Genomic DNA, 14467 nt, shown 5'->3' with positions numbered 1-14467 from the left:
TAGCATAGACCGCAACTAGGGCGGTCGCCGTCTTCACCCCTAACGGTTATCAGTCTGCATCAATTGTGGCAGCGCTCGGCCCGGAAAGTTCCTGGATCAGACGGGTGGTGAGATACAGTCGCGGCACAATGCTGTCGAGTTCAATGAATTCCTCGTCGCTGTGGTAGCGCCCCCCGACCAGACCGAGGGACTCCAGCACCGCGGGTTGGCCGGTTTCGGGGTCGTAGGCGTAGCCCGCATCGGTGCCCCCACCGATCTCGGCCAGGGCGAGCGTCTGGTCGAGTTCCTGGCGGTAGATAGACTGGGCGAGGGCCGCCAGTTGCTCGGTGGCCGGATTCGGCGGCAGCGGCGGGCGCCCGCGCTCGAGCCGAAACGCTACCTCGGTGTCCGTGACTCGCTGCTCGGCAATAATCGACTGGGCTTCGGCCATGACGCGCTCGTACTCGGTATGATCGAAGTAGCGCATGTCCCCTTCGGCCCTGGCCGAGTCCGGGATGATATTGCGCTTGGTGCCACCCTCGACAATGGTCCAGTTGAGGGTGGTGCCCTTGTCGCTGTCGCCAAGGTCATCGAGCTGGAGCAACTGGTGGGCCAGCTCCATCACCGCATTGCGGCCTTCCTCGGGGGCGCCGCCGGCGTGGGACGCACGTCCCTCGACCTCGAGAAAGGCGTAGTTGATGCCCTTGGTCACGGTGGTGACCGCTGACTCGCCGGGCTTGCCCAGGGTGGGCTCGAAGGACAGGACCGCGTCCTGTTCGCTGGCCAGTTCGGCGATCAGCTCACGGGATCCAAAGGAGCCTTTTTCCTCGTCGGGGTTGAACACCACGGTCAAAGTTCCCCAGGGCGAGAGCCCGAGGTCATCGAGCAGGCCCAGGCTATGCAGGACGACCGCGATGCCGCCCTTGGCATCGCCGACGCCGGGGCCATAGGCCCTGGAGGCGTCGCTGGAAAAGGGGCGCTTTGCCACAGTGCCTGAGGAAAAGACGGTGTCGTAGTGGATCATCAGCATGAGATCGGCGTCGCCGCTGCCCTGGTGTCGAGCCACCAGCGTGTTGCCGCCGAAGGCCTCGGCCGGGTGCTGTTCGACCTCGAAGCCGAGTTCGACGAGACGTTCCTGCAATAGCGCCTCGACGCGAGCGAGGTCGTCGACATCGCCGGTACCGGAGTCGAGATTGACCAGCGACTCCAGGGTCTCGAGAAAGGCCGAGCGCTCCTGCTCGGCATTGGCGAGCAGGGTGTCATCGGTGGATGGCGAGGCCAGGGCAAATACTGGCAGCAGGGACAGTAAGGCGATGAAGCGTCGGGCGGCCATGGTGAGCCTCCTTGCTGGGTGGTCACCAAAGGATAGTTCAGTCCGGCCAGGGTGCCGTCCTCACCCCAGATGCTGATGTCTCCACTTGCAGACGACACTGGCCGCCATCGGGCGCCGGGCATCGATATTGTCTATATGAGCATTGCCGCAAAACGATGATGCCCGCCATGAAGAGCCGGGCATCGATATTGTCTATATGAGCATTGCCGCAAAACGACGATGCCCGCCATGAAGAGCCGGGCATCGCTAGAGAGGCCGAAAACAACGATGCCCGCCATTGAGAGCCGGGCATCGATATTGTCTATATGAGCATTGCCGAAAACAACGATGCCCGCCATTGAGAGTCGGGCATTGCCACAATGGCCACAAACGACGATGCCCGCCATGAAGAGCCGGGCATTGCCACAATGGCCTTAAACGACGATGCCCGCCGGGAGGCGGGCATCGATGAAGCGAGAAACGCAGCGCTTACTTCTTGGTGGCGCGCTTGCGCTCGTTCTCGGTCAGGAACTTCTTGCGCAGACGGATATGGTTCGGGGTGATCTCGACCAGCTCGTCGTCATCGAGGAACTCGATGGCCTGTTCCAGGGTGAAGCGCACCGGCGGGGTCAGCACGATGTTCTCGTCGTTGCCGGAGGCGCGCATGTTGTCGAGCTTCTTGCCCTTGGTGGGATTGACCACCATGTCGTTGGCGCGGTTGTTGATGCCGACCAGCATGCCTTCGTAGACCTCGGTGCCGTGGTCGATGATCAGCTTGCCGCGCTCCTGCAGGGCGTACAAGGCGTAGGCCAGGGCCTTGCCCGGAACCATCGACACCAGCACGCCGTTGCGACGCTCGATGGAGGCGTCGGGCTTGAGCGGGCCGTAGTGGTCGAAGCGGCTGGTCAGGATGCCGGTACCAGAGGTCAGGGTCAGGAACTGACCACGGAAGCCGATCAGGCCGCGCGCCGGGATGATGAAGTCCAGGCGGACCCGGCCCTTGCCGTCCGGGTTCATGTTCTTGAGCTCGCCCTTGCGGTAGCCGAGCTCTTCCATGATGGCGCCCTGGTGCTGCTCTTCGCAGTCGATGATGACTTCTTCGTAGGGCTCCTGCTTCTCACCGTCGATCTCGCGGATGATGACCTCGGGACGACCCACGGCCAGCTCGAAGCCTTCACGACGCATGCTCTCGATCAGCACCGACAGGTGCAGCTCGCCACGGCCTGAGACGATGAACTTCTCCGGGGACTCGCCCTGCTCGACACGCAGCGCCACGTTGTGGATCAGCTCCTGGTCGAGACGATCGCGAATGTTGCGGCTGGTGACGAACTTGCCGTCCTTGCCGGCAAACGGAGAGTCGTTGACCTGGAAGGTCATGGACACGGTGGGCTCGTCGACGGTCAGTGCCGGCAGCGCCTCGACGGCGGCCGGATCACAGATGGTGTCGGAGATCGCCAGGTCGTCGATGCCGGTGATGCAGACGATGTCCCCGGCGGTGGCCTGCTCGGTCTGTACCCGCTCGAGACCCAGGTGGGTCATGACCTGGCCAACCTTGCCCTTGCGGGTCTGACCTTCCTTGTTGATGACCACCACCTGCTGGTTGGGCGAGATGGCGCCGCGGGTGATGCGGCCAAGGCCAATGACGCCGACGTAGCTGGAGTAGTCGAGCGCCGAGATCTGCATCTGCAGCGGGCCGTCGAGTTCCACCTTGGGCGGCTCGACGATGTCGACGATGGACTGGAACATCGGCGTCATGTCGTCGGACAGTTGGTCAGGCTCGGGACCGGCGATGCCGTTGAGGGCGGAGCAGTAGATGATCGGAAAGTCGAGCTGCTCGTCGCTGGCGCCGAGGTTGTCGAACAGATCGAAGATCTGGTCGATGACCCAGTCCGGGCGTGCGCCGGGGCGATCGATCTTGTTGACCACCACGATCGGCTTGAGGCCCTGATCGAAGGCCTTCTGGGTGACGAAGCGGGTCTGCGGCATGGGGCCGTCGACGGCGTCGACCAGCAGCAGTACCGAGTCCACCATCGACATCACGCGCTCGACCTCGCCGCCGAAGTCGGCGTGTCCAGGGGTGTCGACGATGTTGATGTGGTAGTCCTGTCCCTCGGGGGAATTCCAGCGGATCGCCGTGTTCTTCGCCAGGATGGTGATACCGCGTTCCTTCTCCTGGTCATTGGAGTCCATGATGCGCTCCTGACCCTCGGCCTTGCGGTCCAGAGTGCCAGACTGACTCAACAGCTTGTCGACCAGGGTGGTTTTGCCGTGGTCGACGTGAGCGATGATGGCGATGTTGCGAAGATTCTCGATCACGACGGGATCCTGCTGGAAAAAGTGGGGCAGCATTATAGGGCCTGGGCGATGACAACGACCAGCCTTGTTGGCGCCAATCTCGGCATCGATCCTCAAGATGCTGAACTATCAAGCACCTGCGAGGCGAAAAAAGTAGGCGAAATCGACAGAAAGGACGATCTGACGCTCAGGCGCGCTGCACGACCATCTTGGCGCGACAGGCCTTGAGGCGAGTGGCGAGGTCCTCTACCGCGCTCAAGTCCAGCGACGGGTCGAAGCCTCCCAGCCGATCGAACCAGGTACGTTCGACGCCCAGGGCCCGGGTCGGAGTATGTCGCAGCAGGCTGAGCAGCGATAGCGGACAGGGGCGAGCAGGACGCACCACCGGGCGCGAATCATCGCAGGCGGCTGCCATCATTCGCTCGACCCAGTGGGTGTCCAGAGGGCCGAGGCAGAAGCCGAGCATGCGTCCATTGCTGTGGGAGGCGGCCAGGTTGAGGCGCCGCCCCATGGGCGCGGGCCGGCTGCGCACCTGGCGATAGCCGACGACGGCGTGTTCGCCCGGTTCGCCCAGTAGTGGTGGCGCCATATCGCCATCGTCGATGACGAGGATCTCGCCTCTTCCCTGGAAGAGGGCGACCTGCTGGCGTGCTTCCGCGAGCCGGCGAGGCAGTTCCTTGCCGGTAAGTCGGGCATCAATGATCAAGCTGATTTTCACGACGACACTCCGAGGAGGGTGACGCCGGCCGGCAGGGGAGGCGGTCGGAGTCGAACGTAATAAAGTGTATCTTTGCGTTGCGAAAGGTTCCAGCGCCCACTGACACCTCGCGATCGGCCCGGCAGAGTTTATAGATCCTGTCACAAAGGTCCAAAGTGGTGCGTCGCAGTCTTTATTGCACTTTTGTGGTGCATTGGTCGGCAGATCCTGAAGGTGGTGGGCCTTTGTGCCCTAAGCTGGCGCAAAGGGCCTGTTTGGATAAAAAAGATTTGAAACAATGGGTTGGGATTTTTTTGGTCGATGCTGGTGCAATGCTGGCACGCAATCTGCATTGTGGTTGGCAGTGTCATCGTGTCGCGCACGTTGCCATGGGCAGTGTCCCGGGAGCGTGCTACAAAGGATCCCGGTACCCCTTTTGTTCCCTGGATCATCCCCCGTTTCAAACCGGTGACATGGGATTGGCGCCGTTGCGCAACGCTCGAGTCACGAGACAAGTTCCACTCTGGAGGACCACATGTCAGACAAGACCCTCGCCCTGATCAACGAACATGATGTGAAGTGGGTTGACCTGCGCTTCACCGATACCCGCGGTAAAGAGCAGCACGTCACCATTCCGGCCGCCGAGGTCGACGAAGAGTTCTTCGAGAATGGCCAGATGTTCGATGGTTCCTCCATCAACGGCTGGAAGGGCATCAACGAGTCCGACATGATCCTGCGTCCGGAGGACGGCACCGGCTTCCTCGACCCCTTCACCGAAGACGCGACCCTGATCCTGCGTTGCGACATCATCGAGCCGGCCACCATGCAGGGCTACGAGCGTGACCCGCGCTCCATCGCCAAGCGCGCCGAGGCCTACCTGCAGTCCTCTGGCCTGGGCGACACCGCCTTCTTCGGCCCCGAGCCCGAGTTCTTCATCTTCGACGAGGTGCACTGGAAGGCCGATATCGAAGGCGCCATGTACAAGATCAGCTCCGAAGAGGGTGCCTGGTCCACCGACCGCGCCGTCGAAGGTGGCAACCTCGGTCACCGTCCGCGGGTCAAGGGCGGCTACTTCCCGGTTCCGCCGGTGGACAGCTTCCATGACATGCGCGGTGCCATGTGCAACACCCTCGAGGCGATCGGCCAGAAGGTCGAGGTGCACCACCACGAGGTGTCCAACGCCGGCCAGAACGAGATCGGTGTTGCCTTCAACACCCTGGTCAAGAAGGCCGACGAAGTTCAGGAAATGAAGTACGTGATCCACAATGTGGCTCACGCCTACGGCAAGACCGCCACCTTCATGCCCAAGCCGCTGGTCGGCGACAACGGCAGCGGCATGCACGTCCACCAGTCTTTCTGGAAGGACGGCCAGAACCAGTTCGCCGGTGACGAGTACGCCGGTCTGTCCGAAATGGCACTGTTCTACATCGGCGGTATCATCAAGCACGCCCGCGCCCTGAACGCCTTCACCAACGCTTCTACCAACTCCTACAAGCGTCTGGTGCCGGGCTTCGAAGCGCCGGTCATGCTGGCCTACAGCGCCCGAAACCGTTCTGCTTCCATCCGTATCCCGTACACCGCAAGCCCGAAGGGCAAGCGTGTCGAGGCGCGTTTCCCCGACCCGACCGCCAACCCCTACCTGTGCTTCGCGGCGATGCTGATGGCCGGTATCGACGGCATCAAGAACAAGATCCACCCCGGCGACGCCATGGACAAGAACCTCTATGACCTGCCGCCGGAAGAAGGCAAGGCCATCCCGACCGTGGCCGAGAGCCTCGACCAGGCGCTGGCAGCCCTCGACGAGGACCGCAGCTTCCTGACCGAAGGTGGCGTCTTCACCGACGACATGATCGACGCTTACATCGAGCTCAAGAACGAGGACGTCGAGCGTCTGCGCATGGCGACCCACCCGATCGAGTTCGACATGTACTACAGCTGCTGATCGGCATAGCGCCTCGTGCGTTCCGTCGGCCCCGCGATGATCGCGGGGCCGATTTTTTTTGCGCGGGCCTTGCGCCTGGGCAAGGGATCCCCTTGGCGCGGGTCGTGGCTGCCGTCATCCTCGTCAGGGGAAGGTCGGCGAGGGCAATCACGATGATGCAGCGGTGGACGCGCAGGGCAGGCCGGGAGAGGGGCGAGAGCGCTCCCTCGTCGCCGAGTCGACCATCACTGATGGCCATTGCCTTGCTGGCAGCGTCAGGGCTGGCGTTGCCGGTGGCAGAAACCGTGCCGGCGAGCACCATCTATCGCAGTGTCGGTCCCGACGGCGTCGTGCGCTACAGCGATACCCCCTCGGCCGGCGCCCGCGAGCTGGCACCGCCGCCGTTGTCCAGCGCCCCTGCGCTGGATGTGGCGGCGCCCTCCAGGCCGACGGCGCCTTCAGTACCAGGCCCGGATAGCGACGCCGATGTCTTCCAGCCCCACGATGTCCTGGCCATCGCCTCTCCGGCGGATGGCAGCGTGTTGCCCACGGGGGCCGGGGGAAGATTGAAGGTGCTGGCCGCGATCAGCCCGCCTCCGGCGACGGGGGATCGCCTCGGCCTGGAGGTCGACGGTGTGCTCGCCACCAGCGTCACCGGCATCGGCCCACTGTGGCTCACCAATCTGGAGCGTGGCGAGCATCGCCTGGGCCTGGTGGTGCTGGCCCCATCGGGAGAGGTGCGTCAACGCAGTGCCGATATCGTCATTCACGTACAGCGCGCCAGCCGCCTGCTTCCCGCCAACCCCCTTCGTCCTGCGCCGCCTTGACCCGCGATCTGCGGGCCTTGTGCGGACAGTGATCCAGGCGAGACTGCCCTGCACCAGGTTGGTGCACTAAAATGGTGCGTAGGTGCGCCGACGGTGACCCGCCTCCTCAACAAAAGCACCGTCCTGGCGCCTGCGCGGCGGGAGTGTGCCACTGGCACCAAGGCTGGCCCGCTTCTTGCTTTGAATGTTGTTGTCTGACGCCTGCTCGAGGCCGAGACCTGGACCGCCACCATGGAATGCCGGCTTGGCGCCGTGGCGGCCTCTATCGAGTGGGCGCTTTGCCCCATCAGGATGGACCCATGACGCCTGGCATCATCGAACACCTCACAACTGCGGTCATGCTGCTCGACGGCGAGCTGCGACCGACCTGGATGAACCCGGCGGCCGAGACCCTGCTGGCGGTCAGCGCCAGTCGGGTTGCCGGCGTGGCGCTGACCGACTGGCTCAGCGGCGAGGATGATATCGCCGAGGTGCTGATACGTGCCCGGGATGGGCAGCATCCCTATACCCAGCGGGAGGCGCGGCTGGTCCTTGCCGGTGGAGACCCCCTGACGGTGGACTACACCGTGACGCCGCTGTCGCCTGACGAGCTGCTGCTGGAGATGGAGCCACGGGATCGGCTGTTGCGAATCTCCCGCGAGGAAGCGCTGCAGTCGCGCCAGGAAACCATGAAGGTGCTGGCGCGGGGGCTGGCCCACGAGGTCAAGAACCCCCTGGGGGGGATTCGTGGTGCAGCGCAATTGCTCGAGCGTGACCTGGAGCAGACGCCGGCGCTCAAGGAGTACACCCGGATCATCATCGAAGAGGTGGATCGGCTCCGGGATCTGGTCGATTCCATGCTCGGGCCCAACCGGGTGAGTCGGCGAGAGCCGCTGAACATCCACCGGGTGCTGGAGCGGGTACGCGCGCTGCTATTGGTCGAGCAGCCGCGGGTGAGCATCGAGCGCGACTATGATCCCAGCCTGCCGGAGTTGACCGGCGATGAAGCCCAGTTGATCCAGGCGGTGCTCAATGTGGCCCGCAACGCCGTCCAGGCGCTGGTCGAGTCCGAGACACCGAATCCGGTGATGACCCTCCGGACTCGCGCACGCCGCCAGTTCACCCTGGGCGCCCAGCGCCATCGTCTGGTCTGCGACGTCAGCGTGATCGACAACGGCCCGGGCGTCCCCGAGACGCTGCGCGAGACCCTGTTCTATCCGATGGTGTCCGGTCGTGCCGAGGGCAGCGGCCTGGGGCTGTCGATCGCCCAGTCGGTGCTGCACCAGCACGAAGGGCTGATCGAATGCGAGTCCGAGCCTGGACGCACCGAATTCCGTCTGTTGATTCCCCTGGAGATGAGTCATGACTGATACCGCTCGTGTAATGATCGTCGACGACGACCGGGCCATACGCTGGGTGCTCGAGCGCGCCCTGGCGCAGCCGGACCTTGAGGTCGAGGCGGTCGAGCGGGCCGACGGTATCCTCGATCGACTGCTGGCCGAGCCGCCCGACGTGCTGGTCACCGATATCCGCATGCCAGGTATCGACGGACTCGATCTGATGGCCAAGGTGCGCCAGGTGCACCCGGACCTGCCGGTCATCGTGATGACCGCCCATTCCGACCTGGACAGTGCGGTGGCTTCCTATCAGGGCGGGGCCTTCGAGTACCTGCCCAAGCCGTTCGACGTGGACGAGGCGCTGGCCCTGGTGCGACGTGCGGTGGCCCACGTGCGCGAGCGCCAGCGGCCGGTCAGCGTGCCCGAAGGACTCGACGCCGAGATCATCGGTGAGGCGCCGGCGATGCAGGAGGTATTCCGGGCCATCGGGCGCCTGGCGCACTCGCATATCACGGTGTTGATCAACGGCGAGTCCGGGACCGGCAAGGAGCGCGTGGCGCGTGCGCTTCATCAGCACAGTCCCCGCGCCGCCAATCCCTTTATTGCCCTCAATATGGCGGCAATCCCCCGGGATCTGATCGAGTCGGAGCTGTTTGGCCACGAGAAGGGCGCCTTCACCGGCGCCAGTGCCAGTCGCCAGGGGCGCTTCGAGCAGGCCAACGGCGGCACCCTGTTCCTCGACGAGATCGGCGACATGCCGTCGGAGACCCAGACCCGGCTGTTGCGGGTGCTGGCCGACGGCGAGTTCTATCGGGTCGGTGGTCATACGCCGGTCAAGGTGGACGTGCGCATCATCGCCGCGACCCACCAGGACCTCGAGACGCTGGTCGCCGATGGCCGCTTTCGTGAGGACCTGTTCCACCGCCTCAACGTCATCCGTGTGCACCTGCCAAGGCTGTCCCAGCGGCGCGAGGATATTCCCCGGCTGGCGCGGCACTTCCTGGTCGAGGCGGCCAAGGAGCTATCCACCGACGTCAAGGTGCTGACCCGCGAAGCCGAGGAGTTCCTGACCCGGGTGGACTGGCCCGGCAACGTGCGTCAGCTCGAGAACACCTGTCGCTGGCTGACGGTGATGGCCTCCGGGCGCGAGATCCTGGTCGAGGACCTGCCGCCGGAGCTGCGCGGCGGTGATGACAGCGCCGCAGGTGGGGACTGGCGTGAAGCCTTCCGCGCCTGGGCCGACAGCGCCCTGGCCTCGGGCCACACCCACCTGCTCGAGGAGGCGGTGCCGGACTTCGAGCGCATCCTTATCGAGACCGCGCTCAAGCACACCGCCGGGCGCAAGGGTGAGGCTGCCGAGCTGCTGGGCTGGGGGCGCAACACCTTGACCCGCAAGCTGAAGGTGCTGCTGCCGTCGCTGGCGGAAGACCAGGAGGTCTGAGCGGGCCGGGGCGGCGAGTCCGGGGGGCACCGGTTTAACCAGCCTGCCCGGACCGGCCTACCCCAAGGGGCATATCATCAGCCTGTTATCGGTGGCCTAGAGTGGTGGCGACGTTGCACCGCTACTCTCGGCGTCGGGGGTAGCGTCACGATTCTGAGGCCTACCCCCATGAACCTTTCACGCTCTCGTCGGCTTGGCCTGGTGGCCATGTCGCTGGTTTTCATCTCGAGCCTCTCGCTTGCCCAGGAGCGGTCCTCGCCACGCACCGTACCGGCCAACAGTGAGCCCGCTGCCAGCAGCGAGGATCTTGCTGCCATCGCCAAGGAAACCACCAACCCGGTGGGATCGGCCTGGATGCTGTGGATGCAGAACGACTATACCCACCTGGACGGCGACGACTTCGATGGTCGCTGGTCCAATTCCTTCAAGTTCCAGCCGGTCATGTCCTTCCCCTTCGAGATGGCAGACGACAACTGGAACCTGGTGGTGCGCCCGGTGTTCCAGTACAACTCGAGCCCGATGGACGAGAGCTTCGGTACCCTGGCCCGGGGCGGCAGCCCGCTGGAGATCGATCCCGACGAGTGGAGCCGCAATGCCCCCCATCGCGGGCGTACCGAGGGCCTGGGTGACACCGCCCTGGTGACCCTGGCCGGTCCGGCCCGCGCCGACGGCGTCATCTGGGGCCTGGGGCTGACCCAGATCTTCCCCACCGCCGAGCATGATGTGCTGGGCCAGGGCAAGTTCCAGGCCGGCCCGGCGGCTCTGATCGCGCGCCTGGCGCCCAATCCCGGCGGCTGGAACATGGGCCTGCTGGCTCAGCACTGGTGGTCCTACGCAGGAGAAGATGACCGCGAACACACCAGTCAGACCGATCTGCAGTACTTCCTCAACTACCGGCTCAGCGGCACCGAGCTGGTGGGCATGACGCCCAACGTGCGCATCAACTGGGAGGCCGACAGCGGCGAGAAGGTCAACTTCCCGATCGGCCTGGGCTATTCCAACGTGGTCCGCATGGGCAGCACCCCGGTTCGCCTGGCCGCCGAGATCCAGCACAGCGTGATCCGCGGTGATGAGTGGGATGCGGACTGGAACCTTCGATTGATGTTCATCCCGGTGGTCAAGAACCCGTTCATGTAACGGCGCTGGCAGCCTACGCAAAGGGGCCCCGCCATGGCGGGGCCCCTTTGCATCTGCGGCCGACCAGCAGGCCCGCTATCAGGCAAGCGTCAGCGGTTCGGTGCGGGCTTCGAGCCAGGCCAGCGCCTGGCCGTCGAGCCTCGGCGCCAGCCTGCGGCGGACCTCGTCGTGGTAGGCGTTGAGCCAGTCGATCTCGGCCTGATCCAGGGTGAACAGGTTCAGGCAGCGGGTGTCGATGGGACACAGGGTCAGGGTCTCGAACTCGAGGAAGTCGCCGAAGTCGCTGGGGGCCGCGGCGCGGTTGGCCACCAGGTTCTCGATGCGCACCCCCCACTGGCCGGGACGGTACACCCCAGGCTCGTTGGAGGTGATCATGCCTTCGCGCATGGCGGTATGTTCGGCGACGGAAGCGCCCGAGCTGATCACCTGAGGGCCTTCGTGGACGTTGAGGAAGTAGCCCACGCCGTGGCCGGTACCGTGACCGTAGTCGCGGCCGGTGGCCCACAGCGGCGCCCGCGCCAGAGCGTCCAGCCGCGAGGCGGCGATGCCCTCGGGGAAGCGCGCCCGCGACAGTGCAATCATGCCCTTGAGCACCAGGGTGCAGTCTTCGCGCTGAGCCTCACTGACGGTGCCGACCGGGACCATGCGGGTGATATCGGTGGTGCCACCGCGGTACTGGCCGCCGGAGTCGATCAGCAACAGGCCGTCGCCCTCGATCACCGAATGGGCCTCCTGGATCGCGCGGTAGTGGGGCAGGGCACCGTTGGCGTTGAAGGCGGCGATGGTATTGAAGCTCTCGCAGACGAAGTCCTCGTCCTTGGCGCGTTCCTCGTACAGGCGGGCCTCGACGTCCAGCTCGGTGACCCGTTCGCCGGCGGCGAAGGCGGCCTCCAGCCAGGCGAAGAAGCGACACAGGGCCGCGCCGTCGGCCTCCATGGCCTGACGCACGAAGCCGAGCTCGTGGGCTGTCTTGATGCCCTTGGCCAGGGTGCTGGGCTGGAAGGCTTCGACCACGGTCATCTCGTCCGGCAGGGCCTGGCGGGTCCCCAGCGTCAGCCGGGCCGGATCGATCAGCACCCGTTCGTCCCGCGGCAGGGCGGACAGCCGCGCCGCCCAGTCGGCGTAGTCGGCCACCTCGACGCCATCGGCCTTGAGCGCGTCGACCAGTTCGGGAGCGAGCTTACCCGGTGCCACGAACAGGGTGGCGGTGGCGCGACCGATCAGCAGATGGGAAAGGAACACCGGATTGAAGCCCACGTCGGCACCGCGCAGGGTGGTCAGCCAGGCGATGTCGTCCAGCGTCGACACCAGATGCCAGTCGGCGTGGTGCTCGGCCATGGCCGTGCGTACCCGGTCCAGACGCTGGCGCCGGGTCTCGTCCAGATAGCGGCCGGCGTGGGGTTCGATGGCCCCGCTCGGCAGGCTCGGGCGATCGCGCCAGATCTCGTCGAGCAGGTCGCTGTCACCGCGCAGGACGACGCCCCGTTCACCCAGGATGTCCTCGAACTGGCGGCCGTGGGCCAGGGACACCACCTGGGCGTCGTAGCCCAGGGTGTCGCCGGCCTCGAGGCGCTCGGCCAGCCACTGCATCGGTGCGCTGGCCTGGCCCTGGGTCAGCTTCATCATGCTGATGCCGGTGCCGGCGAGTTGCGCCTCGGCCTGCACGAAGTAGCGGCTGTCGACCCACAGGCCGGCCTCGTCCTGGGTCACCACCAGGGTACCCACCGAACCGTCGAAGCCGGACAGCCACTCGCGACCGGCCCAGTGCTCGGGCAGGTATTCGCTGTTGTGCGGATCGCTGGACGGTAGCCACCAGGCATCGATGGCGTGGCGGCGCATCGCCTCGCGCAGATCGCTCAAGCGTTGGCGAGCGGTATCGGCACTGGCTGAGGTCATGCTCAGACTCCTGTTCTGACAATGGCTTCGGCGTCCGCGCGGTGGGCGGCCGCCGGATCGATAAGACGGTGATGCTTCAGCATGCGCTTGAACACCGGCACGAGCAACAGCAGCACCCCGGCGAAGATCACCAGAGCGATGGCCGACCGCCCGAACAGTTCCGGCAACTGCTGAAGCTCCTCGGCGTTGACGTGACCGCCGATCAGGCCAGCCACCAGGTTGCCGAGGGCGGCTCCGGTGAACCACAGGCCCATCAACTGGCCCTGAGTGCGGCGCGGCGACAGCCCCGACATGGTGGACAGCCCCACCGGCGACAGGCACAGCTCGCCCAGGGTCAACAGCAGCATGCTGCCGACGATCCACCAGGGTGACACCAGCCCTGTGCCTGTCAGTACCTGTTGCGCCGCCAGCACCATCAGGCCGAAGCCGCAGGCCGCCAGCAACAGGCCGAGGACGAACTTCATCGGGCTACCCGGTTCCAGTCGGCGCCGACCGAGCGCCGGCCACAGCCAGCCGAACAGCGGACCCAGCAGCACGATGAACACCGGGTTCAATGACTGGAACCACAGGGTGGGGACCTCCCAGCCCATCACGTTGCGGTCGGTGTAGTTGGCCGCGAACAGGTTATAGGAGGTGGGCTGCTGCTCGAAGGCGGCCCAGAAGAAGGCGGCGGCGACGATCAGCACAAAGCAGATGGTGACGCGAATACGCTCGTCACCGCTGAGTCCGGAGAACAGCATCAGGTAGGCAAAGAAGCCCAGCGAGGCGACGATCAGCACGCTGGTCATGGCCTCGGCCACCGCGCGGGCGTGGATGGTCACCACGCCGGTAGCGACCAGCGCCACCAGGGCGGCGATCAGCGCCAGGCACAGCGACACGACGGGGCCGACGTGACGACGGCGCTGGGCCGGGGCGTCCCAGGTGGAGGCGCGGCCGCGCTCGGCGTCGGCGCGCTGCATGGCGGGCACCGCCCACAGGCGAAACAGCAGCAGTGCGATCAGCATGCCAAGGCCGCCCATGGCGAAGCCCCAGTGCCAGCCCAGCGAGTCCATCAGCAGCCCGGTGAACAGCGGCGCGAACAGGCTGCCGATGTTGATGCCCATGTAGAAGATGGCGAAGCCGCCGTCGCGGCGCACATCGCTTTCGTCATACAGGCTGCCGACCATCACCGAGATGCAGGTCTTGAATAGCCCGGTGCCGAGCACGATGAAGATCAGCCCGACGAAGAAGGCGACGGCACCGAGCAGGGCCGACAGCGCGATGGACAGATGACCGAAGGCGATCAGGATGGAGCCGTACCACACCGCCCGGCGCTGGCCGAGCCAGTTGTCGGCGAGCCAGCCGCCGGGCAGCGCGGCCAGATAGATGGCACCACCGTAGATGCCGACGATGGCAGCGGCGGTCTTGGGGTCGAAGCCGAGCCCGCCGTCGAACAGTGAGGCGGCGATGAACAGCACCAGCATGGGGCGAATGCCGTAGAACGAAAAGCGCTCCCACATCTCGGTGAAGAACAGTGGCCCCAGGGCGCGGGGGTGACCAAAGAAGCCCTTGTCGGCGGCCGAGCCGTCGGAGGAAGTGGATTGCATGAAACCAGGCCTTTTCAGGGTGGGAAGGCGAACGTCGACGCCTCTACATCAAGCGCCCCG

10 protein-coding genes are annotated in these 14467 nt (G+C 65.3%); 5 read left to right on the top strand and 5 right to left on the bottom strand.

Annotated features, from left to right (window positions below; genetic code table 11):
* Positions 1 to 49: 49 nt before the first annotated feature.
* The 3 genes from NFG57_RS19195 to NFG57_RS19185 all read right to left on the bottom strand — a co-directional run bounded on the left by NFG57_RS19195 (position 50) and on the right by NFG57_RS19185 (position 4304).
* Positions 50 to 1312 (bottom strand): glutamate carboxypeptidase, encoded by a 1263-nt coding sequence (locus tag NFG57_RS19195; protein ID WP_348814972.1) that lies wholly within the window; start codon positions 1310 to 1312, stop codon positions 50 to 52.
* Between the two features lie 468 nt (positions 1313 to 1780).
* Positions 1781 to 3607, bottom strand: a complete 1827-nt coding sequence (typA, locus tag NFG57_RS19190; protein ID WP_197037093.1) for a translational GTPase TypA — start codon at positions 3605 to 3607, stop codon at positions 1781 to 1783.
* 166 nt (positions 3608 to 3773) lie between these two features.
* Positions 3774 to 4304: a glycosyltransferase family A protein gene (locus NFG57_RS19185; RefSeq protein ID WP_348814971.1), complete on the bottom strand. Its 531-nt coding sequence runs from the start codon at positions 4302 to 4304 to the stop codon at positions 3774 to 3776.
* Positions 4305 to 4818: 514 nt separating this feature from the next.
* On the opposite strand from NFG57_RS19185, the gene glnA reads away from it, so the two are divergent.
* The 5 genes from glnA (at position 4819) to NFG57_RS19160 (ending at position 10925) form a co-directional block, all read left to right on the top strand.
* Positions 4819 to 6225, top strand: coding sequence for a glutamate--ammonia ligase (gene glnA / locus NFG57_RS19180; protein ID WP_045992386.1), 1407 nt, complete (start codon positions 4819 to 4821; stop codon positions 6223 to 6225).
* A 230-nt stretch (positions 6226 to 6455) separates the two neighbouring features.
* Positions 6456 to 7031 carry a DUF4124 domain-containing protein gene (locus NFG57_RS19175; RefSeq protein WP_348814970.1) on the top strand — a complete coding sequence of 192 codons (576 nt, stop codon included), beginning with the start codon at positions 6456 to 6458 and terminating at the stop codon, positions 7029 to 7031.
* 299 nt (positions 7032 to 7330) lie between these two features.
* Positions 7331 to 8380 (top strand): nitrogen regulation protein NR(II), encoded by a 1050-nt coding sequence (glnL, locus tag NFG57_RS19170; protein WP_045992384.1) that lies wholly within the window; start codon positions 7331 to 7333, stop codon positions 8378 to 8380.
* On the top strand, positions 8373 to 9788 hold the full coding sequence (gene ntrC / locus NFG57_RS19165; RefSeq protein WP_045992383.1) for a nitrogen regulation protein NR(I): 1416 nt from the start codon (positions 8373 to 8375) through the stop codon (positions 9786 to 9788). Before glnL ends, ntrC begins: the two co-directional genes overlap by 8 nt.
* Positions 9789 to 9956: 168 nt before the next feature.
* Positions 9957 to 10925, top strand: coding sequence for a hypothetical protein (locus tag NFG57_RS19160; protein ID WP_348814969.1), 969 nt, complete (start codon positions 9957 to 9959; stop codon positions 10923 to 10925).
* Positions 10926 to 11003: 78 nt separating this feature from the next.
* On the opposite strand, the gene NFG57_RS19155 is transcribed toward NFG57_RS19160, so the two are convergent.
* Together NFG57_RS19155 and NFG57_RS19150 are read right to left on the bottom strand one after the other, a co-directional pair.
* Positions 11004 to 12821 (bottom strand): aminopeptidase P family protein, encoded by a 1818-nt coding sequence (locus NFG57_RS19155; protein ID WP_348814968.1) that lies wholly within the window; start codon positions 12819 to 12821, stop codon positions 11004 to 11006.
* A gap of 2 nt (positions 12822 to 12823) precedes the next feature.
* The gene (locus NFG57_RS19150; RefSeq protein WP_348814967.1) at positions 12824 to 14407 is read right to left on the bottom strand and encodes a peptide MFS transporter; all 1584 of its coding nucleotides are present in this window, start codon (positions 14405 to 14407) and stop codon (positions 12824 to 12826) included.
* Between the last annotated feature and the right edge of the window lie 60 nt (positions 14408 to 14467).

The sequence above is a fragment of the Halomonas sp. H10-59 genome, from assembly GCF_040070555.1.
In the GTDB taxonomy this organism is placed as follows: domain Bacteria; phylum Pseudomonadota; class Gammaproteobacteria; order Pseudomonadales; family Halomonadaceae; genus Halomonas; species Halomonas litopenaei.
This window is presented reverse-complemented; position numbering and strand designations above follow the sequence as displayed.

Excerpts from the sequence above, each read along its gene's own strand:
- NFG57_RS19195 (WP_348814972.1), bottom strand. The coding sequence starts at position 1,312 with ATGGCCGCCCGACGCTTCATCGCCTTACTGTCCCTGCTGCCAGTATTT.
- glnA (WP_045992386.1), top strand. The coding sequence starts at position 4,819 with ATGTCAGACAAGACCCTCGCCCTGATCAACGAACATGATGTGAAGTGG.
- NFG57_RS19175 (WP_348814970.1), top strand. The coding sequence starts at position 6,456 with ATGGCCATTGCCTTGCTGGCAGCGTCAGGGCTGGCGTTGCCGGTGGCA.
- glnL (WP_045992384.1), top strand. The coding sequence starts at position 7,331 with ATGACGCCTGGCATCATCGAACACCTCACAACTGCGGTCATGCTGCTC.
- ntrC (WP_045992383.1), top strand. The coding sequence starts at position 8,373 with ATGACTGATACCGCTCGTGTAATGATCGTCGACGACGACCGGGCCATA.
- NFG57_RS19160 (WP_348814969.1), top strand. The coding sequence starts at position 9,957 with ATGAACCTTTCACGCTCTCGTCGGCTTGGCCTGGTGGCCATGTCGCTG.
- NFG57_RS19155 (WP_348814968.1), bottom strand. The coding sequence starts at position 12,821 with ATGACCTCAGCCAGTGCCGATACCGCTCGCCAACGCTTGAGCGATCTG.
- NFG57_RS19150 (WP_348814967.1), bottom strand. The coding sequence starts at position 14,407 with ATGCAATCCACTTCCTCCGACGGCTCGGCCGCCGACAAGGGCTTCTTT.